This is a genomic window from Erwinia oleae, from assembly GCF_000770305.1.
Classification (GTDB): Bacteria; Pseudomonadota; Gammaproteobacteria; order Enterobacterales; family Enterobacteriaceae; genus Erwinia; species Erwinia oleae.
Map to the genome: position 1 here is coordinate 1 of NZ_JNVB01000022.1, position 19787 is coordinate 19787.

Here is a 19787-nt window from a genome sequence, read left to right on the forward strand (position 1 = left end):
CTGCTGGTGCTGGGTATCGCATCAACGGCCGCGATGGCTAACCACTACCGCAACCAGTTGACTCAGGCGAAAGCGGAAACTGAGCAGGCAAAGCAGAACCAGAAGCAGGCAGAAGCCATCACCAGTAACGTGATTACTGCTGTCACCCTCTTCAATGACATCGCGAAGACTACCCATGATAAGAAGCAACAGAACAATGAAGAGAGCGAAACGCGTGTTGTATATATTAGGGAAGCGCTTAAAGGTGATGCCTGCGCTGTTCAGCCTGTTCCTTCTGCCGCTGTTGACCGCCTGCGGGAGCACAGAAACAAAATACGTTCCGGCTCCGGCAGTGCCGATACCAGCCGATCTGCTGGCTGACTGTGAAGTGCCGCCAATACCTGACCCGATGACATACGGTTACAGCCTTGAACTGAACGAGAAGCTGCTTACGTCTGTAGAGAACTGCAATCAGGATAAGGCGGCGATAAGGGATATAGTGAGGCACAAATAAAGATTAAATGGATCATATATTGGACGTAAGAAAAAAGCCGCCTAAAGTGACGCCATCAATTTTACTAATCTTTTTTACTTAGAAGTGCAGCAACCTTTTTTATAAGGCGCTCTTGGTAATCGTCAGGAACATGGCCTTCAAAATCTATTTTTCCCTGCTTTTCTGATTCAGTTACATAAACATCGCCTAATAAACCTGGTTCGCCATTCATACTATTGATTGTGGTCGACAGCACTGTTACAGCCACTCTCAAAGCATGTAGTTCAAGATATATATCATCTTGATTGGACTCAAGGTTGGCAATTTGACTTTTTAGGTCAGACATAAGTATTCCTCATTGGTTGAAGTAAAACATCACAAGGTTTATATGGCAAAGCTCACCGACAAACAAGAGCTGTTTGCCCGTGAGTTCATAAAAGATCTCAACGCCACTCAGGCGGCCATTAGGGCGGGATACAGCGAGAAGTCATCCCGCAACCAAGGCGCCAGGATGATGGCAAATGATGACATTTTGAAACGTATTGCTGAACTAAATCAGGAACGGTTAGAGCGCGTCCGGGTTGATGCTGATTATGTACTTAGGCAGGCAGTAAAGCTTCATGAGCGATGCATGCAGGAAGTTGAGCCAATTACGGATCGTCGTGGTGAAGAAATAACGGACGAGCAGGGCAGGACGGTATATGGCTTTAATGCAAAAGGTGCGGTAGCGGCTCTCAAGCTCATCGGCGAGCACGTCACTGTACAGGCATTCAAGCAGCAAACGTCAACTGAGATAACTGGTGCTGATGGCGCGCCGGTTAGGATAGACGTTACCAGCATGACAGCTCAGGAAGCAGAATCAGTTTATAAGAAAATGATGGGGTAAAAGGGGGCCGCTCCGCCCCCTAAAGGTGCAAGTTTCATTTGGTGTTAAGTGTTATCGCGAATATCTTCCGTTGAGGCATTATTCTTAACAGAACTGATCCCGTTTAACGCCCCCTGCTTGCTTGCGTACATTTCACTCGTTGCGATAACTTCACCGTTAGAAGCTTTGAGTACGAAATAGTACTTCTGATTTTGAGCAGTACCGCTTTTATTCAAAACGTAAAATCCCATCTTTCAAATTCCCAGAGTATGCCGTCGGTTAACGGCTTTTTTAGTATGGCGATAAAACGAAAGTAAAAATCCAAACTGGATCAAAATATGCCGCTTCCTTTCCCCTTCAACTTCAAGAAACCGGACTACGCTCAGGTTTTTGAGTGGCGGATGGAGAGGCTACAACGTATTCGTGCCAATCCTGAGATACTGCCTGCGCTGAAGGCGTTTTATCGCAACAACCCAGCGCAATTCATCATTGATTGGGGCATGACCACCGATCCACGTAACCTCGACTACGGATTGCACGTAACAATCCCCTTTCTGCTGTTCCCTAAGCAGGAAGAGTGGATTGATTGGATAATGGATCGACGCCGCAGCATGGAGAATGGCATCACCGAGAAAAGCCGCGAAATGGGGCTTAGTTGGACGTCTATCGGATTAGCTTGCTCGCTCTGCCTGTTCAACAAAGAAATGGTAATTGGTTTCGGCTCCCGCAAAGAGGAGTACGTAGACAGTACCGGTGATCCAAAGGCGCTTTTCTGGAAAGCCCGTAAATTCGTTGAAACGCTGCCTGTTGAGTTTCGTGGTAGCTGGAATGAGAAGAAGCACGCTCCTTATATGCGTGTGGAGTTCCCTGATAACCGGGCGCGATAACCCGACCGACACTTACATCCTGATTCAGGCCATTGACGGTCATCAGGCATTTGTGGCCGCGAAGGTCAACACAACACTGGCGGCGGGGTACACGGTGGCAGATTTACATGCGGCCACGATGCAGAGCTTCCAGCCATTTGGTGTGACGCAGGGAATTACTGCTCAGATGCCGGACACTGTATTCCCTCGCGGGCGTGTGATGTATGGCATGGCGCGCGACGTGATGAGCAACGTGGCTGACCAGTGCAATGCCAACTGGCAGATTGTGGATGGTCAGGCGCAGATGGTCAGCACTGATAGGTACATCCATGAGGCGATCGTGCTTAACAGCCGTACCGGACTTATTGGCATGCCTCAGCAGACCATGGGCGCTGGCGTTAACGTGCGGTGCCTGATTAACCCCAACATTAGAGTTGGCGGTCTGATAGAGCTGGACCAGGCATCTGTGTACCGCTCGGAGCTATCCAGTGACGAAGTGCAGCGATCGGGTGGTCGGATTTTTGAGACCGAAAATAACGGGAATCTGAGCGTCAACGGAACACTGCAACAGCCCGCAAGTATTGCGACCGATGGCGTGTATATCGTCCAATCCATCAGTTATACTGGTGATACACGCGGGCAAGCCTGGTATATGGATTTGATGTGCAGCGCCAGAGGTTCCGCAGACCTTCAAACTAACACGGCACTTAATAGGACTTTTTGACGTGAAATTAAAATTTGCGCTGGCTCTATCCGCTTTCATTATTACATCATTGCCGATGATGGCTTTAGCTAATTCTCAATGCGGGCCTTTTGAGTTGGGTACGAGCCAGCAAAATGACGGCTGGGCACGCATAAATGGCATCAAGCCAGTTAGCCAAAAAGTTACGTTCCTTAAGCAGCAGGGCGATTACGATAACATTAAAATGCAATGGATGGTTCCCCGCAACGATTACCCTGGCTTCTACGGCATGGACTACGTAAAGCGCAGCGGGAGGGCCGTACTTAATGTTGAGGCTTTACGCAGCAACACGGATCAGCCGCGGCATTTTGGTTCTTTTGATTGCATGAAGATCAACTGACATTTTATTAGTACGCCACGAACATCTGCGTATCATCAGATTTCTTTAACATTTCATGGCGACCACAGAGAAGAGCATGTTATATTTGCGATTGAAAAAATAACAACCTCTGGGGTTTTAAATGGACGGAATTTACCTAATCCTAATCATATTTGGTGCTGGAGCTTTATGCGCTGCGTTTGCTACATACAAAATATTAAACAGCAAAAGTTCTGAAAAAATAAAAAGAATTGAATCCGAAGCTAGGAGGTTGATAAACGAAACGATTGAAGAAAAAGATGAAGCTATTGAACGGTATAAAAACCGTGATGTCCTTCGAGAGGCTGAACACGGAAAGCTTTTATCTGAGCTAAATAAAACTATAGAGTTTCACAGAGATAGAAGTAAATCCATTTTCAGTAAGGCTGTTGACTTTGCCTTTGATTTTGAAAAGGTCTTTAAGGATCAGCATCAAAATGCTCAAAATGAAATTCAACGTGTGTTGGACGACGCTTATCGTTTCAAAAAGAAAACATTACTCAGCTCTGTTTCTCTGAGGAATTTTGAGAAAAAGCTTGAGGATATTAAGAAAGAAATCATTATATATAAGTCATTAATAACCCGGTATGATTATTTCGAACTTGTCGATAATTCTGATTGGAATTCCATTGAACGGGAGTTTCGCGATAAGGTTTTAGCTCTTCAGGCAGCCCAAGATGAGCGTGAAACCCAGAATGAGATTAAGCGTCAAATGCGTGAAGAACGCCAAAGGGCTGAAGAGCTTGAGAGACAACAGTTGGAAGCTGAAGATAGAGAGCAAGAGCTTGAGGCTCGTCGTAAAGCTGTAGAAGAAGCATTGCTGGCTGCTGATGAAGAGCATCAATTTGAGCTTGAGGAGACACGCCGCATGCTTGAGCAAGAAATTGAAGAAGTTCATAAGCAATATGAACGCGCTAAGTCATTGGCACAAATGACCAAGCAGGGCCATGTTTACATAATTTCAAATATTGGCTCGTTTGGAGAAAACGTATTTAAAATTGGCATGACTCGACGATTAGAACCTTTAGATCGTGTCAGTGAACTAAGCGGTGCAAGCGTGCCGTTTGAGTTTGATGTGCATGCAATGATTAGTTGTGATGATGCGCCAGCTTTGGAAGCTAAACTGCATAATCTGCTTAAATCTGACCGCATAAACAAAGTAAATTTGCGCAAGGAATTCTTCAAAACCGATCTGAATAAGATTATCAAATGTGTAGAGGATAATCATGGTCAAGTTGATTACGTTTCTGATCCCGCTGCTCTTCAATACTATCGCTCCATGGAAATAGACGACGAACAATATTCTGATGAAAAAAGTTCATTGGTTTTATAGGTCATAAATTAATAAAGTAAACCCGCTTCGGCGGGTTTTTTATTGGAGCAAATATGCCAGTTTCCTCACAATCACAGGCTGGCGGTGAATCGCAGGCCTATAAAGCGCTGTCAGATTCCATCTTCTCCATGCTCCGTGTCTCAATGCCGGGAATTATCGAATCATTCGATCCTATCGCCTGCACCTGCACTGTTCAGCCAGCTATTAGCGGGCAGGCCGCAGATGAGGCAGGTAATTTCAAATCGGCTCCGCTTCCTCTTCTGCTCGATGTGCCGGTAATTTTTCCGCGTAGTGGGGGATGCACGATAACCTTTCCGGTGAAGGTTGGCGATGAATGCCTGGTCATTTTTTCCGATCGCTGTATCGATTTCTGGTGGCAGAACGGAGGAGTTCAGGAGCCGGTAGACCCACGGCAGCATGACTTGTCAGATGCGTTTGCCATAGTCGGCCCGCAGTCGCAAGCAGCCGTAATAGGCAACATCAGTACAACCACAATGCAGATGCGCACTGATGACGGTGCGGCTTATATCGAAATTGATCCTAACAGTCGCTCGGTGAACATCGTCGCGCCGGGCGGCCTGAGTGTCATAACTCCACTGGCAAACTTCAGCCAGGCTGTGACCATCAAGGGCATGCTGACGTGGATGGGCGGCATGATCGGCAGTCTGGCTACCGGCACCGCCGCCAAAATAACCGGCGCAATCGAGTTTATCGGTACGCTTAAATCGAACGGTAAAGACATCAGCGACGCTCACACGCATAACGGCGTTCAGAGCGGCAGCGGCAACTCAGGTAAGGTGAACTGATGCGATACAGACGCGAAGATGCGGATGGTGATTACACCTTCGGCCAGGGTGATGATACCTGGCTAATTAACTCTCCCGAAGCTGTGGCGCAGGCTGTCAAAACCCGGTTCCTTCTCTGGTACGGTCAGTGGTTCCTCGACACCAAAGAGGGTACGCCGTGGGTTCAGTCAGTGCTCGGCAAGCAAAAGCCTGAAACCTATAACCTTGCCATTCGAAAGCGAATTCTTGAAACGCCTGGCGTAAATTCAATTACTGCCTTCGACACCAATCTTAATACCTCATCCCGCCGCGTGATATTCACGGCGACCGTTGACACCAACTACGGAACGACGACAGTCACAAGCGAGGCATAAATGGCTTTGAACCTCGACACGCTGGGGTTATCGGCAACGGTAACCGCCCAGGGGATCAGCGCGCCCGATTACCAGACAATACTCACCACCATCACGGGTTATTTTCAGCAGATTTATGGAACGGACGCTTACCTTGCACCAGACAGTAAAGATGGTCAGATGGTCGCGCTGGTTGCTCTGGCTATCCACGACAGCAATAACACGGCCATTCAGGTTTATACCTCTTTCTCTCCTTCCTCGGCCTTGGGTGACGCTTTGACGCGCAATGTGAAAATCAACGGCATTACGCGGAAATCAGCCACCAAATCTACTGTGGATTTGACGCTAACCGGCACGGCCGGCACAACCATCACTAACGGATCAGTAAAAGACCAAAACGGCGTTATCTGGAACCTCCCCCCCAGCGTAACTATTGATGCGGGAGGATCGGTAACTGTCACGGCCACCTGTGCTAATTCTGGTGCCGTGGCAGCGGTAGCGGGCAGCATCAGTCTGATTAATACTCCCACGCGCGGCTGGACGGCAGTTTCTAATGCCAGTGCGGCCACGGTAGGCACCGCAGCAGAAACAAACGCTCAGCTACGCGTGCGGCAATCTCAGAGCGTCGCGATTCCTGCGCTGACGCCTTTCGAGTCCGTTGATGGTGCGATTGCAAACGTAACAGGCGTGACACGGCACAAGCTGTATGAGAACGATTCTGGCTCTGCCGACAGCGATGGTATTTCTGGTCACTCCATTGCGGCAATTGTGGACGGTGGTGATGTGACGGAAATTGCGCAGACCATCCGTGGCAAAAAAGGCCAGGGCGTTGGTACTTACGGTTCGACAACGGTTAATGTACCGGATACTTACGGCAACCCTCATGACATCAGCTTTTCGCGTTCGGTTAACGTACCGGTTTACGTATTTATAGCACTAAAAGTATTTAGCGGTTATACGACACAGATCGGAGAGCAAATCAAAAAGGCCGTTGCCGATTATATCAACAGCCTGACGATAGGTGATGACGTCCTGCTCAGCCGGATTTATTCACCAGCAAACCTGGGCGTAGTGAGCGGTGGTAACAGCAGATATTACGACATCAACTCGCTGGCGATCGGCAAATCAGTTGCAACCACATCGGCCTCAAACATCAGCATCGCCTTTAATGAATCAGCGTCCTGCAATGTGGAAAATATCGCCATTACGGTGACGTCATGAGCAAATATATCGATCTGATTACTAACTATCACAGGGGCATGCCTCTGTTTGTCGATCATGTCGATCTGTCAACCCGGCCGCTGTCGAATCTGTCAGCGAGCAGGAGTCTGAGGAGGCATGGGCCTCTCGCTCCCGGGATGCCCAACTGGCCACCTTGTGCTTTCAGCAGAGTCAGCCGCTGGCTTCTGAGGCGGCGCTTGAAGAGAAACTGCATCAGGCGCAAAGGGATAATGCCGGTAAACCCATAGAAAAACCCCCTCGCTGGGGAGGCCTGCGCGTCATACCCCGTTCAATTGAGTTTTTAACCTTCCGGGAGAATCGCCTGCATTTACGCGAGTACTATACCCGTTCCGGGCAGCAGTCAGACTGGGAAAAGCAGCTGCTTCAACCCTGAGTCTGTCGGCGCTGTGTGCGATTCGCCTCAACGCCGCCGCGAAAAAGTGCCGGCCGCGGTGGGGCAGGGAACGCATGTTGCGCGCTGAACGCTCCTCGCTTCAGCCACTACTGAGGTGCCGCAAACGGGCGAAATCATGCGTATTTAAGGTAACGCCGAATGGATTCAGGCGGTGGTCGGAAGCGAGGTTTTACACGTTAGAGATATTTGTGCGATAAATAACCATTAAAAACAGTAAAATCATGACCAACATGGCGCCTTTTAAATCGAAACAGAGAACACAGGCGTGGCGATAAATTGTTTTCAGGCACCTTTTCTCGCCTGACGTGATTCTCCGCTCGACCGCGCATCAGACTCCATCTTGTCATGCTGCGGGGACGTGACGTAAAAGAAATTCAAACCATCCGTACCCCTGAGCCAGGTAGTGAAATTTTCATCAGACTGGAATGCCGGGGCTGACAAGCGCTCTGCGCTCAGGATGAGCGGTGTTTTTTTATACCGGTACTGACTGTTTAAAAACGATGATTGAGCAACAGACAGATCTGCCCTGCGTCAGGGCGGCACGTACCGCATCAGGCTGATATTCCGCGCATGCGCTTTAAGGGCCTGCACATTAAGACCCGCGATAGCACGACGGTAAGACAGGGGCCCGCATTCAAACGGATCGCGACGCAGGAGCTGCTTACTCAGCTCACACCTTCATCACCGCCGTGGGTTTCTCCATCCCCAGCGTACTGTAAACCTGTAGCCGTTTTTCGCCGCATACGCGGTTGGGCAGAAAACCAAAATATCGCACCATCCGGAAGTGCTTCTCCGGGATATGCTGCTTCAGGCGTGCCATCAGAAAGTCCTGTACTGCCTCTACGGTGAAAAGAAGTTTGGCGGGGCAGGGTGTATGCATGGGACAGAGTATAAAACGGAGCTCCGGCCATGCAAACTCCCGAAGCTGCGCGGCGCCGCTCACGCCACAGGCGTGCTACGTTCTCTTTGACTACGTTCGGCGTCTTCATGCCGCTGAGGGGCTATCAGAGAAAGAGAAAATTGCCTGGCATGCGTTTTCGTTCCGCTGAGCGCCAGCCCCCGGACTCCGTTTATGGAACTAAACCGGTTTTCGTATCACTCAGTCGCCTGAAAGCTTCGTTGTGTCCGCTCTCATGGAACAAATGACACACATCGCGCAGCAAAAAATGCCGGCGCGCCTCTCCCTGACACCCCGTATATCGTCAAAATGAGTATGTCGGCGACAGGGGCGCTACCGGATACCTGCATCAGTGACAAGAGGTAAAAAGCTTTGTTTAATCCCAATAAATATAACCAGTCTAATTATTCCGGTTACAGTTATGGCACAGGAAGCAATCAGACATCTGCACAGCCGGAAACTTACTCAGGAGCTCCGATCCAGCAGTCAGCATATTCTCAGTCATCTTCTGTGACGGCTCAGTCAACCTCCACCGCTCAAATGACAGGTCATTCGAGCCTGCCGCCCGGATGGGAATCGTCAACCGATCCGCAGTCCGGAAATGAGTACTATGTGCACTCCAGAAGCGGCCATACTCAGTGGCAAAAGCCGTCATCGCTACAGGCAGGATGGCATCATGCCATACATAAACATGGCAGCCAGAAAGGACAGCTCTACTATTACAATCCCAATACCAGAGAATCACGTGATGCCAGTCAGAGACCAGAGGTGATGCAGCTACCGGCAACTTCTGGTCAGTACGCGACTCAGCAGTATGTGGCACCTCAGTCGGGAACCATCGCAGCCGGTACATCAGGCCAGTCGGGGTTTTCTGTGGCGGGACCGTCCTCATCATCTTACGTACAGGGCAGCAGCGGGCAGCAGCGCGAAGTTTTTTTTGAGGTTCCCTCCAAACGGCAGGGCCGAATCTCTGATTGCTGGTATGCGGCCATGCAGATGGTGCTTTCGTGGCAGTCAGGTGAAAAAACGAAGCCTCAAGGCGATGCGGTTAAGAGCCACCGTAAGCTACCTGTTGTTGGCAACAGGCTGTCGTTCGACAGTGATACAGGACGTCGTATTCTTGAAGAGAATGGGCTAAGGCCAATGGGCTCAAAGCTGGATCTGAAGGACATCGGCTCGATTGCGAGAATACTGAATACTCACGGGCCATTTATAGTATGTGGTCAATTCAACGACCTCGGATTTGGACATGACCTGGTAGTTTGCGGCGTTAAACCGGACCAGGGGCTGGTCGCGTATATAGATCCAACTTATGGGGGTAAGGCAAAGTGGCGAAAATATGACTATTTTAACCTTGTCCATAAATATAAAGGCTCTGATAATCCTACAGAGGAATCCGTAATCGTCCTTAAATAAAATAATTACAAATCTAAACGAGCCGCCGTAGAGACTATCTCGGATCCATCCAGGGAGGCCAGTGACGTCACTCCCTGGAATCACCATCTTTACAGGCCGTCCTTGTGCTTCATGGGTGAAGGCGCGATTTCGGCAATCGCAGACGCGCCGACTTTGAATGCCACCTTGTATTCTGGATCAGCATGCCGGGCGTGATCCGATCGTAGCTGCCGCGCAGCGCCGCTCACGCCGCCGGCGTGCTACGTTCATGTTATGGGGGCGCCCCAAAAGTCCGTTGGGATTCTGCGCTGAGGAATTCATCGTTGCAGGCGGTATATTTTATTATTGCAGCCAGGCTGCTTGCCATGGATATCAACCCAATGCTGGGTTTTGATGAGCAGTCGCTGAATACCGCCTTTTTCCCGGACAGCAATATCCGCGTCAATAGGGTGTCAACGCCAGAATATGGCGAGCCGTCCACACTTTATGCTCGGGCTCCACGCTTTGGCTTTGAAGAAGTGAATCAGATTATATGAATACGGGGTTCAAAGCCCATTAGGGCGAAAATGCACCTTATTGAATGAACATATGTGATATGTCATAAAGATTTCTCCATAAAAACAAAACGCAAATTGGCCGTAACGGGTGTACCGAAGCGTGTGTCAGTTGATGGAAAGGGTTCAGTTTCACCTGTCTGATGATAACCGCGTCTTTCATACCATTTAATGAGCGAATCGCGAACTTCCAGCACCGTCATTTGTATCCTGCTTCCGCCACGGGAACGACACCATTGTTCTGCCGCTGTCATTAGTCTCCTGCCGTACTGTGCGTTTTGTAATTGTGGATCAATCGCAAGAGAACCCAGATACCAGATGCCATCGCTCACAGGCTCAAGCCAGACGCAACCTGTGACTTTTTCCTGCCTCTTCCATACCAGCAATGTTGCCTCTGATTTTGTTATAATTTCCTGCCTTAATGTCTCTTCACTTATACGATCCCCGTCGATGATACCGACTTCTGTCGTCCATCCGGCTTCCCCACCAACACACCGGTATGATCGGTTTAGCAATGATACGACGTCTGTCACATCCTCTTCGGTCGCTGGCTGCAACTCCGGAGAGGAAAGGCGGAAAGCACGTTCAGGAAGCGGCTCCGCCTCAAGACGTTTTTCCAGCTCAGCAAGTTGGTCAGGAAACGAACCGCTAAGACCTTCGGTCAGCTCCCGCACAACCGTATCAAGCAGTGGCCAGACAATCTTTTCTCCACGTGAAACAACAGATGCACCAGCAGCTGTCAGTGCCACAACAGATTTACGCTTATCACTATTATCAGCACGATTGCTGACCAGCCCTGCTTCAACCAGTTTGCTGATACTTTTTGTCATTGCAGTCTGACTGACCCGGATAGCGCGGGCAAGTTCGCCAATTGTCATGCTGGTTTCTTTTTTAAGGACAGCAAGTGTGGGATAGAGACCCGGAGGTACATGGGTATTGTTCGCACTGGCCAGCAGACTCGAGTCTGCTTGCATATGCTCTGCGAGCCGCTTCAGCCGGCTTCCGAGAAAAACAAAGGGCATTTCTGCAATAATATCCACGTCGTCTCCAGATAATAAGAATCATCAAAATTGAATAACCGGTTATATTTTCTTGCCGCCGTTCTGTCAATACGATTTTTCAGGGTGAGCGGTAAGTTATTCAGGAAAAATGCGGCCAGGCGCTGAATTGTATCTATCTGATCTCTGATTTATCTGCTTTCAGCACGACACGCATGCGCGCTAGCGGTGAGCTTTCCCGAAGTGGTGCTATTTTTTTAATCGCAGGTTTAAAGTCCAATGGAGCGACAATGTAAATTAAGAGTGTAATAGATTGTTTATACTGATTTTAATTGTATTTTCTTGAGTGGGCCGGAAAATCACGTCAATAGGTTTGAGAAGGTAGTTGCTCCGCTCAACCGTTTGACTCTGACCCGAAATCCTGCTCCATTCAGAAACAGAATTCCGGCATGATTGACCCACTCCCTTGAACGGAGGTAGTGGTCGACACTGCCTGCACCTGGGTAAAGCCGATCCGCGTCACCGAAGCTGACATCCTGTCTATAGATGAGCGAACAAACGCGCCACACTGATCCGCAATAAAACCTGGAAGGCAAATTGCCAGACTGAAAGCAAATAGCAGGACTGCAACAGTAGATCACTGAGCAGTGCCAAAAATTAATATAATGCCTGATTCGACACCAATACGAGTTAATACCCCAATGCACTTTTGATTAAGGAATGTTCATGAAGAAATTAATTTTATTGTTAGCTTGCTTATCTTCCGCATCTGCAATTGCTGATACATATACTACATACAAGCCAGTTGTTGAGCCGACAATTGGCTTTGCTAAATCGGTTGTCCAATATAATCCTGGTGAGGGCGCCTCTGGGGTGGGCGCAGTAACAAATAAAATCTTAGGCGCACCTGATGACCCAAATACGGGCGCGAATGCACCGTTCAATTTTCTATCTATGGGTATGGGTGGGAATGTAATCGTTGAGATGGATAGTCCATTGAGGGCGGATAGTACGAGCGCAAATGAATTATATGTTTTCGAATCGCGCTCATACGAAACATTTGATGTTTATGTTTCCGTTGATCAAACCACCTGGACTAAGCTGGCTATCACAAGCTCAGCAATCCAAAACGGTGCTGGTTCATGGGTTGGATTCAATCTGGATGGTCAGGTTACTCAAGGGGTTTTATATCCCTATGTACGTATTGTCGATACTGGCAAACAGGGAAGTACAGTAGCAGGAACATATGGAGCGGATATTGATGCAGTAGTTGCCACGGCTGCATCGCCCTCTCAGGCAAGCTATAAGTTTATCGATACAGATTCGCGTAATGGAAAAGTTTATGACCTGTATCAAAACACGGCTACCGGTGCTATAGGCGTAAAAATAATTGATAAAAACGATCAGGTTTCTTATATACCTTTCACTTCAGATGGTTCGATGGATGCCTTAGCGATTTCTCTTCAGGGTGATTTCAATTGTGACGACCAAAAGGACATCAACGTCCTTGCCACTCGAAAAGCAGATAACGTTCAGCTAAACATCATTAAGCAGCAGGATGGAACTGCTATCAAAACAATCGATAACAGCGTCACCAGGTAATCATCACAAGGCGCATTTGCGAGTGCGCCCGATGATGATCCTGGAATCAGAAAAATTATGCGATAATTTATGTGGCCAGGAGGTTTGCCACTCTTCAACTTGCTGGTCATACTCATCCCAACCAGCAAAACCTATGAGACGCTTAGGCTCATCTGGACGCTGTGTTTTTATCCTGACCAAAAGAACGCTAATTTGGGATACATGCTGCCCAAGCTCAACGGGGTTACCATCATCTCTGATACTGAATAGCTACGGGCAATCCAGACACTTTAATTATTCTGGCCAGTCATAAATCAAACAAATCATGCTTTAGTCATTGGCTTTTTTGGGAGTACTTTTTTCACACACGCCATTGCGACCAAAAGAATCATGCACTCAAACAAGAATAACACTCTGTCAGCCGAAGCATAGACTGTCGGTGAGAAACCGATCATAATCACAGTGGCGGGAGCAAAAATAACCGTAAAAACGGTAACGTAATCATTAACAGTATTAAATACTCTGCAAATAATATATATTATACATACATAAAATATCAGTGCTACTGTGTATCTTAAATAAAATGAAAAGTTTATCCAATCTCCGGGTTTCATGAATTGGACGGGTAATAAATTATTCATTTTTGCGATTTGAAATACAAGAATTATCGTGCAGACGATTGTTCCAAAAACATCCGGATGGAACCTCACTTTTTTGAAGTATAGCAGGATTAGTAATGCTGAGCTTATTAAGAGTAAGCTATTGCTGGCGTTTATAACCACGCCAAGCCTGTCCATGCCTAAGCCTATTTTATCTATTATTCCATAGTCTGCAAATTCTGGGATTCTTCTTGACTCTCCCAGGAATCTTAATTTGTTTCCGGGGGCAAGCATTAAGATTAGAAATGATAATAATGTTACTGTAAGGAAGGTTGTTTTATAAGCGTTTATTTTTTTATCAATAATTAAATTAGTACCTAGTAAGGCTATCATTGTTACTGCCATTTGCTCGTTGGAGCAAGCGACAGGTAAAGCTAAAATAGATGTGAATAATTTAAAATTGCTTTGTGATCTGTAATGAATAACAACAGAGATCGCATATATTCCAAATGATACAGGTAAAAGGTAGTTGTAAAAGCCAGTCACCCACCAGGCGCCTTCCGTCAATGTTTTGGATGGCATGCTATGAAATAAAATCAGGCAGATTAAAAAGTATTGTGGATGAGTTTTTTCGCCATTATCAATGGTTTTACATATCGAATAGCAGAGTAAAAGCAGACATAATGGGATTGAAATTCTCCACACCATATGATGATTTATTGTAGTAACAAGTATGTATTCAATGAAAAATCTTCCACTCCATGTCATATACCGCATGTGCAAAAAATCAAAGAGGGATGTGTTATCCAACGCCTTTACAAAGTAAACATCATCGTCCATATAAGTACGAAGATCCAGCGAGGCCCCAATGCGATACAAAATAATTGCCATCACGACAAAAATTAACGTAGTGTAGATCTTATTGGCACTTATATTTTGTTTCATGAATTCTGCCATCCATATCTTCAACTGAAATTATAACAGACAGGTTGTCTGTTGAACTGTCAATTCGCGTTGCACCATAAAAAGCTGACATTCCATGTTTTTTTCCTTCCCCGAACAAACGTTTGAGATCGTCTGATTTCAATGTTTTTTTATAAACAGGAAATAGCTCGCCATTTGTTTCAAGGTATAGCCGGGTAAGTTTCTCCGGGCTTCCCTTCGTCAAGATAGCCCATCCTCTAATCACAAATACACCATTCTTTAAACTGCATTCATCAATTGAATAACGTATATCGTTCAAATGATCAGGCATGTGATGCGCTATTTTAGGGTGCGTGTTATGGAAATACAACGCAATAGTAAATAATGCGATAGCAAGTAAAGCGGACGAGAAGAGGATGTTTAGTATACGACTATTCATTATCTCTGGCCTTAAGAAGATATTTCGGGCGTTGTTTTACTTCTGTATAAATTCTCCCTGTATATTCGCCCAATACACCTATCCCTATAAGCTGCACACCACCTAAAAAAAGTACAGAAACCAGAAGTGATGGATAGCCTCGTACAGGGTTACCGAACGCGAGAGTGTTAATTATCATCCATGCCCCATACAAAAAGGATAAACCAGCAACAGCCAATCCTATGTAGGTCCATATGCGTAAGGGAAAGGTGGAGAAACTGGTAATACCCTCAAGTGCTAAATTCCAGAGCTTCCAACCATTAAATTTTGATGTGCCTGCAACGCGTTCTGCACGCGTATATTCTACAATCTGCACTCGGCCGCCTACCCATGAAAGAATTCCTTTCATGAACAGGTTACGCTCAGGCAGTAATTTGATGTGCTCGACAATTTCCCGGGACATCAGGCGAAAATCGCCGACATTCTCTTCTATGGTCGGTGAGCTAATTTTGTTGTGCAGGCGATAAAACCACTCTGCGGTTTTGCGCTTCATATGACCGTCAGTGTTTCGGTCAGTGCGCTTTGCCAACACTACGTCAGCGCCTGACTGCCAGCGTTCAATGAGTTGAGGAATGATTTCGATGGGATCCTGCAAATCAACATCAATCGGAATGACCGCATCGCCGGTAGCATGTTCTAAGCCGGCAAAAAGTGCAGGCTCTTTGCCGAAATTACGCGTAAAGGATAGCGAATTAACCAGCCGATCGGCGACAGACAAGGCATTGATAATTCCCTCAGTACCGTCTTTGCTACCATCGTTAATGAATACAATTTCCACCTCATAATCGTTCAGTTTACTTCGCACTGTCTGGTAAAAAATGGGAATGGCTTCCTCTTCGTTGAAGACGGGCACAACCAGAGATATTTTCATTTCGCTTCCCTGAACACGATAAATTTAGAATATATGAAGCCACAGACCAGGCTTATCAAGGAAAAGACCACAAGTGTTACAAGGGGAGGGAGTACGCATTTATCAGCTACCCAGCCCACAACAGATGCAACTACGCCCATGAATGCGACGTAAAGCATATAACGTAGAGCAGTAGTCTCAGATTTGAATGTCCATTTGGCATTCACAAAAAATGAGAATGTCACTGCGATGCAGAAGGCACCGAAATTCGACATCGTTTGATTCGCGCCATAATAGAACATGACGGCAAATACGAACCAATGTATCAGCGTGTTTATAACGCCGACGGACGCGTATTTAGTAAACAGTTTTAACATGCTATTTATCAATAGTTGAAAGTGAAGCGATCGTGACATCAGGCAATGTAAATGGCAAGGAATCATCATGAAAGAACAGGCTTTTTAGGTGCGATGAGCAAAAAATACCCGGCGAGGGAGCCATGAACAAGCCGCGCCATTTTCCGTCAGGTTCACGGGATGCCGTAGGTGAAGCAAAGCTCCTGTAACCCCCATCAAAATAATTTACTTCATACTTCGACGCCATATCAGAACTGTGCAAAAAGCCAGTGTTAAGCATGAAGCCTGAAAGTGCTGTATGTAAAAACAGTAACGAGAGCGGGCAAAACTCATGGCAAAACGAAACGAGATTACAGGCGCATTTGCGAACAGCCTCTATCACGAATCAACGGTCGCCGCTCGGGTTAGTACTGTGGATCTTTTGCGTGAACTAATGAGGTCAATCACCGGGCAAGGCGCAAAGCGCATCGGGTAGAACCGCCCGCTTTCGCTTCGTGGAGAATACTGATGTTCCGTTGGTTGGAAAAACGCTTCTCATGAGATGGCCTCACAGGGCTTATGAAGGCATGACTCACAGCGGGGAGGAGGTCAGCAGGACTCAATTAACTCTACTATACTGTTTTTTCACTGATTAGATTGTCTACAATTTGGAGAAGCCATAGTTTAATAAAAATTAAGCGTTGGTATGGGGGGAAAGAAAAGGCGTATGCTTTTTGCCGCAAAATTGTATTATTTACCCGGGTCCAAAACCACTCAGTGGTTAAAAATAAAATTGCTTTAATATCAATATCTTGCATTGAATTGACAAGGTTTTGCCATAGGCATATTGGTTTGTGCGAACCAGGGCGGTAGCGTGGCTGTTTATTCATAGTGAATAAAAATTGACCCGCAAAATGTGTAACAGATTGTTCAAATTTGTTAGAGGATATGGAATGTTACTTCCCGTAATTATGGCCGGAGGAACTGGCAGCCGCTTATGGCCTCTTTCCCGCGAACTTTACCCCAAACAGTTCATCTGCCTGCATGGCGAGCACTCAATGCTTCAGGAGACGGTTAACCGTCTTGTTGGTATTGAAGCGCGCGCACCAATGGTAATTTGCAATGTAGAGCATCGCTTTTTAGTTGCTGAGCAGTTGCGACAAATTAACAAGCTATCCCATAACATTATTCTTGAACCGGTAGGGCGCAATACTGCTCCGGCCATTGCGCTTGCCGCGCTGAACGCAATAGAGCAAGGCGACGATCCGGTACTGCTGGTGCTGGCCGCAGACCACGTTATTGAAGATCGTGCCGCGTTTCATCAGGCTATTAACATTGCAATTGCTCATGCTAAACAGGGCAAGCTGGTTACCTTTGGCATCGTGCCAACCGGCCCGGAAACCGGATATGGTTACATTCAGCGTGGAGAAGCATTGCCAGGCGGCGAGAGCGGCCCTTATCAGGTTCAGCGTTTTGTCGAAAAACCTGATCAGAGCACTGCGGAGGAATATCTTGCGTCCGGTGAGTACTACTGGAATAGCGGTATGTTCATGTTCCGGGCAAAACGCTATCTTCAGGAGCTCGAAAAATTCCGTCCTGATATCCTTGAAGCATGTCGTCGCGCTATGGCTGACGTTAAAGAAGGCAATGACTTTATCAATATAGATAAAGATGACTTCACCGCCTGTCCGGACGAGTCGGTTGATTATGCCGTAATGGAGCAAACCGATGCTGCCGTTGTGGTTCCATTGGCTGCGGGCTGGAGTGATGTCGGCTCCTGGTCGGCGCTGTGGGAAGTGAATGATAAAGATACTTACGGTAACTCTTTAAAAGGCGATACCTTCCTTCATAACACCAAAAATTGTTACATCAATAGCGAAGATCAATTGGTTGCAGCAATCGGTGTAGAGAACCTGGTTATCGTTAATACCAAAGATGCTGTTCTGGTTGCTCGTAAAGATCAGGTTCAGGATGTAAAGCGCATAGTGGAGTTTCTCAAAGGTGAGTGCCGAAGCGAATATCGCCGTCACCGCGAAACTTACTGGCCGTGGGGACGCTGTGATCTGGTGGTTAATACCGGACGGTTCAACGTCAACCGCATTACGGTTAAACCGGGTGAAAAATTTGAGTTGCAGATGCATTATCACCGCGCCGAGCACTGGGTAATTTTGTCCGGCACGGCAAAGGTCACTATTCAGGATAAGACACTGTTGCTGACAGAGAACCAGTCAACTTTTATTCCAATCGGCCATCTACATACTTTAGAAAACCCGGGAAAAATTCCATTAGAGTTGTTGGAGATCCAATCGGGTTCCTATCTCGGTGATGACGATCTCATTTTAATTAAACAACTACTCGAAAGTAAGTAAGGACCGTCAAGATCATGGCAACGCTGACCTGTTTTAAAGCTTATGACATCCGAGGCGAATTAGGTACAGAACTGAATGACGATATTGCTTACCGCATCGGTCGCGCTTATGGTGAATTTATCCGACCCAGGACGATAGTGCTGGGTGGAGATGTACGTCTAACCAGTGAATCATTAAAAGTGGCACTGGCAAACGGACTCAGGGATGCGGGTACTGACGTTCTGGATATTGGCATGAGCGGAACGGAAGAGATCTATTTCGCCACTTTTCATTTAGGTATTGATGGCGGCATCGAAGTAACAGCCAGCCATAATCCGATGAACTATAACGGCATGAAGTTAGTACGCGAAGGTGCTCGTCCTGTTAGTGGTGATACAGGATTGCGTGACGTTCAGCGACTTGCGGAAGCCAATGATTTTGCCCCGGTAGATGAGAGCAAACGCGGTAGCTATAAGCAAATCTCTGTCTTAGATGCTTATATTGATCATTTAATGAGTTATATCGACCTGAAGAATTTCACCAAACCGATGAAGCTGGTAATTAATTCAGGTAACGGTGCTGCCGGCCACGTGATCGATGAGATTGAAAAGCGCTTCCGACAGGCAAACGTACCGATTATGTTTATCAAAGTGCATCACGAGGCCGACGGTAACTTCCCGCATGGCATACCTAATCCATTACTGCCAGAATGTCGTCAAGACACATCTGAGGCAGTGCATGATCACCAGGCAGACATGGGCATTGCCTTTGACGGCGATTTTGATCGCTGTTTCATGTTCGATGAAAAAGCTGAGTTTATTGAGGGGTATTACATTGTTGGTTTATTGGCTGCCGCTTTTCTTAAGAAAGAACCTGGCGCAAAAATCATCCATGACCCTCGTTTGACCTGGAACACTATTGACGTAGTGACCAAAGCGGGGGGCATTCCAGTGATGTCTAAAACTGGCCACGCCTTTATCAAAGAACGAATGCGTGAAGAAGATGCGGTATATGGGGGGGAGATGAGTGCACATCACTATTTCCGTGACTTCGCCTATTGCGACAGTGGCATGATTCCGTGGCTACTGGTTGCGGAGCTGTTGGCAGTGAAAGACGTAACGCTTTCAGAGCTGGTATCAGAAAGAATGAGAGCATTTCCATGTAGTGGCGAGATTAATTTTAAAGTTAAAAGTATCTCAAAGATTTTAAATCGCATCGAAGTCAAATATTTGAAGACTGCGCTTTATGAAAATAAAACTGACGGACTTAGTATTGAATATGAAGATTGGCGTATGAATATTAGAAGCTCCAATACTGAGCCATTATTAAGATTAAATATTGAGACGCGTGCCAATGAACCATTGATGTTAGAAATGGTCAGGCAATTGATTGCAACAATTAAGGAATGAGAAATTGT

At 46.9% G+C, this 19787-nt stretch carries 22 protein-coding genes and 4 pseudogenes; 17 read left to right on the forward strand and 9 right to left on the reverse strand.

Annotated features, from left to right (window positions below; genetic code table 11):
- Together GS12_RS24275 and lysC are read left to right on the forward strand one after the other, a co-directional pair.
- Nucleotides 1–360: DUF2570 domain-containing protein (locus GS12_RS24275; RefSeq protein ID WP_052118405.1), on the forward strand; the 360-nt coding region annotated here is incomplete at its 5' end.
- Nucleotides 248–493, forward strand: a complete 246-nt coding sequence (lysC, locus tag GS12_RS25375) for an Rz1-like lysis system protein LysC (protein WP_152601389.1) — start codon at nt 248–250, stop codon at nt 491–493. The genes GS12_RS24275 and lysC, both read left to right, overlap by 113 nt.
- Before the next feature lie 64 nt (nt 494–557).
- Here the strand turns inward: lysC and GS12_RS09040 are convergent, their stop codons facing one another.
- The gene (locus tag GS12_RS09040) at nt 558–818 is read right to left on the reverse strand and encodes a hypothetical protein (protein ID WP_034946119.1); all 261 of its coding nucleotides are present in this window, start codon (nt 816–818) and stop codon (nt 558–560) included.
- A gap of 42 nt (nt 819–860) precedes the next feature.
- Here GS12_RS09040 and GS12_RS09045 point away from each other — a divergent pair, with 42 nt between their 5' ends.
- On the forward strand, nt 861–1358 hold the full coding sequence (locus tag GS12_RS09045) for a terminase small subunit (RefSeq protein WP_034946122.1): 498 nt from the start codon (nt 861–863) through the stop codon (nt 1356–1358).
- Between the two features lie 44 nt (nt 1359–1402).
- Here GS12_RS09045 and GS12_RS09050 read toward each other — a convergent pair whose 3' ends face one another.
- Nucleotides 1403–1588 (reverse strand): YegP family protein, encoded by a 186-nt coding sequence (locus GS12_RS09050; protein WP_034946125.1) that lies wholly within the window; start codon nt 1586–1588, stop codon nt 1403–1405.
- Nucleotides 1589–1675: 87 nt separating this feature from the next.
- Here GS12_RS09050 and GS12_RS09055 point away from each other — a divergent pair.
- The 9 genes and pseudogenes from GS12_RS09055 to GS12_RS25295 form a co-directional block, all read left to right on the forward strand.
- Nucleotides 1676–2218 (forward strand): annotated as a pseudogene (locus tag GS12_RS09055) (TerL protein); the annotation flags it as partial.
- A pseudogene (locus GS12_RS09060) lies at nt 2208–2927 on the forward strand (hypothetical protein); the annotation flags it as partial. The pseudogenes GS12_RS09055 and GS12_RS09060, both read left to right, overlap by 11 nt.
- 55 nt (nt 2928–2982) lie before the next feature.
- The gene (locus GS12_RS09065) at nt 2983–3285 is read left to right on the forward strand and encodes a hypothetical protein (RefSeq protein WP_052118411.1); all 303 of its coding nucleotides are present in this window, start codon (nt 2983–2985) and stop codon (nt 3283–3285) included.
- A gap of 121 nt (nt 3286–3406) precedes the next feature.
- Nucleotides 3407–4636: a GIY-YIG nuclease family protein gene (locus tag GS12_RS09070; protein ID WP_034946128.1), complete on the forward strand. Its 1230-nt coding sequence runs from the start codon at nt 3407–3409 to the stop codon at nt 4634–4636.
- 53 nt (nt 4637–4689) lie between these two features.
- Complete coding sequence (locus tag GS12_RS09075) at nt 4690–5442, forward strand: Gp138 family membrane-puncturing spike protein (protein ID WP_034946131.1); 753 nt, start codon at nt 4690–4692, stop codon at nt 5440–5442.
- Nucleotides 5442–5795: a thioredoxin domain-containing protein gene (locus GS12_RS09080; protein WP_034946134.1), complete on the forward strand. Its 354-nt coding sequence runs from the start codon at nt 5442–5444 to the stop codon at nt 5793–5795. Before GS12_RS09075 ends, GS12_RS09080 begins: the two co-directional genes overlap by 1 nt.
- Complete coding sequence (locus GS12_RS09085) at nt 5796–6995, forward strand: baseplate J/gp47 family protein (protein ID WP_034946137.1); 1200 nt, start codon at nt 5796–5798, stop codon at nt 6993–6995. It abuts the gene before it with no gap.
- A pseudogene (locus GS12_RS24930) lies at nt 6992–7102 on the forward strand (DUF2612 domain-containing protein); the annotation flags it as partial. The gene GS12_RS09085 and the pseudogene GS12_RS24930, both read left to right, overlap by 4 nt.
- Before the next feature lie 47 nt (nt 7103–7149).
- Nucleotides 7150–7389, forward strand: a complete 240-nt coding sequence (locus tag GS12_RS25295) for a pyridoxine 5'-phosphate oxidase C-terminal domain-containing protein (protein ID WP_052118406.1) — start codon at nt 7150–7152, stop codon at nt 7387–7389.
- A 552-nt stretch (nt 7390–7941) separates the two neighbouring features.
- Here the strand turns inward: GS12_RS25295 and GS12_RS24935 are convergent.
- Nucleotides 7942–8257: pseudogene (locus GS12_RS24935) on the reverse strand (transposase); the annotation flags it as partial.
- A gap of 423 nt (nt 8258–8680) precedes the next feature.
- Here GS12_RS24935 and GS12_RS09095 point away from each other — a divergent pair.
- Both GS12_RS09095 and GS12_RS09100 read left to right on the forward strand, forming a co-directional pair.
- Complete coding sequence (locus GS12_RS09095) at nt 8681–9724, forward strand: papain-like cysteine protease family protein (RefSeq protein ID WP_152601390.1); 1044 nt, start codon at nt 8681–8683, stop codon at nt 9722–9724.
- A gap of 302 nt (nt 9725–10026) precedes the next feature.
- Entirely contained in the window at nt 10027–10239 is a 213-nt protein-coding gene (locus GS12_RS09100) for a nitroreductase family protein (protein ID WP_052118407.1), read from the forward strand.
- A gap of 62 nt (nt 10240–10301) precedes the next feature.
- On the opposite strand, the gene GS12_RS23290 is transcribed toward GS12_RS09100, so the two are convergent.
- Entirely contained in the window at nt 10302–11297 is a 996-nt protein-coding gene (locus GS12_RS23290; RefSeq protein WP_034946143.1) for a bifunctional helix-turn-helix transcriptional regulator/GNAT family N-acetyltransferase, read from the reverse strand.
- Nucleotides 11298–11981: 684 nt separating this feature from the next.
- Between GS12_RS23290 and GS12_RS09110 the strand changes: the two genes are divergently transcribed.
- A complete protein-coding gene (locus tag GS12_RS09110) occupies nt 11982–12857 on the forward strand; it encodes a hypothetical protein (RefSeq protein ID WP_034946146.1) in 876 nt (291 codons plus the stop codon).
- A gap of 3 nt (nt 12858–12860) precedes the next feature.
- On the opposite strand, the gene GS12_RS25120 is transcribed toward GS12_RS09110, so the two are convergent.
- The 5 genes from GS12_RS25120 to GS12_RS09135 all read right to left on the reverse strand — a co-directional run bounded on the left by GS12_RS25120 (nt 12861) and on the right by GS12_RS09135 (nt 16064).
- Nucleotides 12861–13097 carry a DUF6173 family protein gene (locus tag GS12_RS25120; RefSeq protein ID WP_255350087.1) on the reverse strand — a complete coding sequence of 79 codons (237 nt, stop codon included), beginning with the start codon at nt 13095–13097 and terminating at the stop codon, nt 12861–12863.
- A 62-nt stretch (nt 13098–13159) separates the two neighbouring features.
- A complete protein-coding gene (locus tag GS12_RS09120) occupies nt 13160–14392 on the reverse strand; it encodes a DUF6056 family protein (RefSeq protein ID WP_326929877.1) in 1233 nt (410 codons plus the stop codon).
- Complete coding sequence (locus tag GS12_RS09125) at nt 14355–14798, reverse strand: hypothetical protein (RefSeq protein WP_034913142.1); 444 nt, start codon at nt 14796–14798, stop codon at nt 14355–14357. The genes GS12_RS09120 and GS12_RS09125 overlap by 38 nt, the downstream gene beginning before the upstream one ends.
- The gene (locus tag GS12_RS09130) at nt 14791–15708 is read right to left on the reverse strand and encodes a glycosyltransferase family 2 protein (RefSeq protein WP_034913146.1); all 918 of its coding nucleotides are present in this window, start codon (nt 15706–15708) and stop codon (nt 14791–14793) included. The genes GS12_RS09125 and GS12_RS09130 overlap by 8 nt, the downstream gene beginning before the upstream one ends.
- Nucleotides 15705–16064, reverse strand: a complete 360-nt coding sequence (locus GS12_RS09135; RefSeq protein ID WP_034918970.1) for a GtrA family protein — start codon at nt 16062–16064, stop codon at nt 15705–15707. Before GS12_RS09135 ends, GS12_RS09130 begins: the two co-directional genes overlap by 4 nt.
- A 911-nt stretch (nt 16065–16975) precedes the next feature.
- Here GS12_RS09135 and GS12_RS09140 point away from each other — a divergent pair.
- Nucleotides 16976–18391, forward strand: a complete 1416-nt coding sequence (locus tag GS12_RS09140; RefSeq protein WP_034913147.1) for a mannose-1-phosphate guanylyltransferase/mannose-6-phosphate isomerase — start codon at nt 16976–16978, stop codon at nt 18389–18391.
- Nucleotides 18392–18405: 14 nt separating this feature from the next.
- Entirely contained in the window at nt 18406–19779 is a 1374-nt protein-coding gene (cpsG, locus tag GS12_RS09145) for a phosphomannomutase CpsG (protein ID WP_034913149.1), read from the forward strand.
- The last annotated feature ends 8 nt before the right edge of the window (nt 19780–19787 follow it).

Coding starts and splice junctions, on each gene's coding strand:
- GS12_RS09135 (WP_034918970.1), bottom strand. CDS start 16,064: ATGTTAAAACTGTTTACTAAATACGCGTCCGTCGGCGTTATAAACACG.
- GS12_RS09080 (WP_034946134.1), top strand. CDS start 5,442: ATGCGATACAGACGCGAAGATGCGGATGGTGATTACACCTTCGGCCAG.
- GS12_RS09110 (WP_034946146.1), top strand. CDS start 11,982: ATGAAGAAATTAATTTTATTGTTAGCTTGCTTATCTTCCGCATCTGCA.
- GS12_RS09065 (WP_052118411.1), top strand. CDS start 2,983: ATGATGGCTTTAGCTAATTCTCAATGCGGGCCTTTTGAGTTGGGTACG.
- GS12_RS09070 (WP_034946128.1), top strand. CDS start 3,407: ATGGACGGAATTTACCTAATCCTAATCATATTTGGTGCTGGAGCTTTA.
- cpsG (WP_034913149.1), top strand. CDS start 18,406: ATGGCAACGCTGACCTGTTTTAAAGCTTATGACATCCGAGGCGAATTA.
- GS12_RS09045 (WP_034946122.1), top strand. CDS start 861: ATGGCAAAGCTCACCGACAAACAAGAGCTGTTTGCCCGTGAGTTCATA.
- GS12_RS09085 (WP_034946137.1), top strand. CDS start 5,796: ATGGCTTTGAACCTCGACACGCTGGGGTTATCGGCAACGGTAACCGCC.
- GS12_RS09040 (WP_034946119.1), bottom strand. CDS start 818: ATGTCTGACCTAAAAAGTCAAATTGCCAACCTTGAGTCCAATCAAGAT.
- GS12_RS09120 (WP_326929877.1), bottom strand. CDS start 14,392: ATGGCAGAATTCATGAAACAAAATATAAGTGCCAATAAGATCTACACT.
- lysC (WP_152601389.1), top strand. CDS start 248: ATGCCTGCGCTGTTCAGCCTGTTCCTTCTGCCGCTGTTGACCGCCTGC.
- GS12_RS09125 (WP_034913142.1), bottom strand. CDS start 14,798: ATGAATAGTCGTATACTAAACATCCTCTTCTCGTCCGCTTTACTTGCT.
- GS12_RS09130 (WP_034913146.1), bottom strand. CDS start 15,708: ATGAAAATATCTCTGGTTGTGCCCGTCTTCAACGAAGAGGAAGCCATT.
- GS12_RS09075 (WP_034946131.1), top strand. CDS start 4,690: ATGCCAGTTTCCTCACAATCACAGGCTGGCGGTGAATCGCAGGCCTAT.
- GS12_RS09050 (WP_034946125.1), bottom strand. CDS start 1,588: ATGGGATTTTACGTTTTGAATAAAAGCGGTACTGCTCAAAATCAGAAG.
- GS12_RS09140 (WP_034913147.1), top strand. CDS start 16,976: ATGTTACTTCCCGTAATTATGGCCGGAGGAACTGGCAGCCGCTTATGG.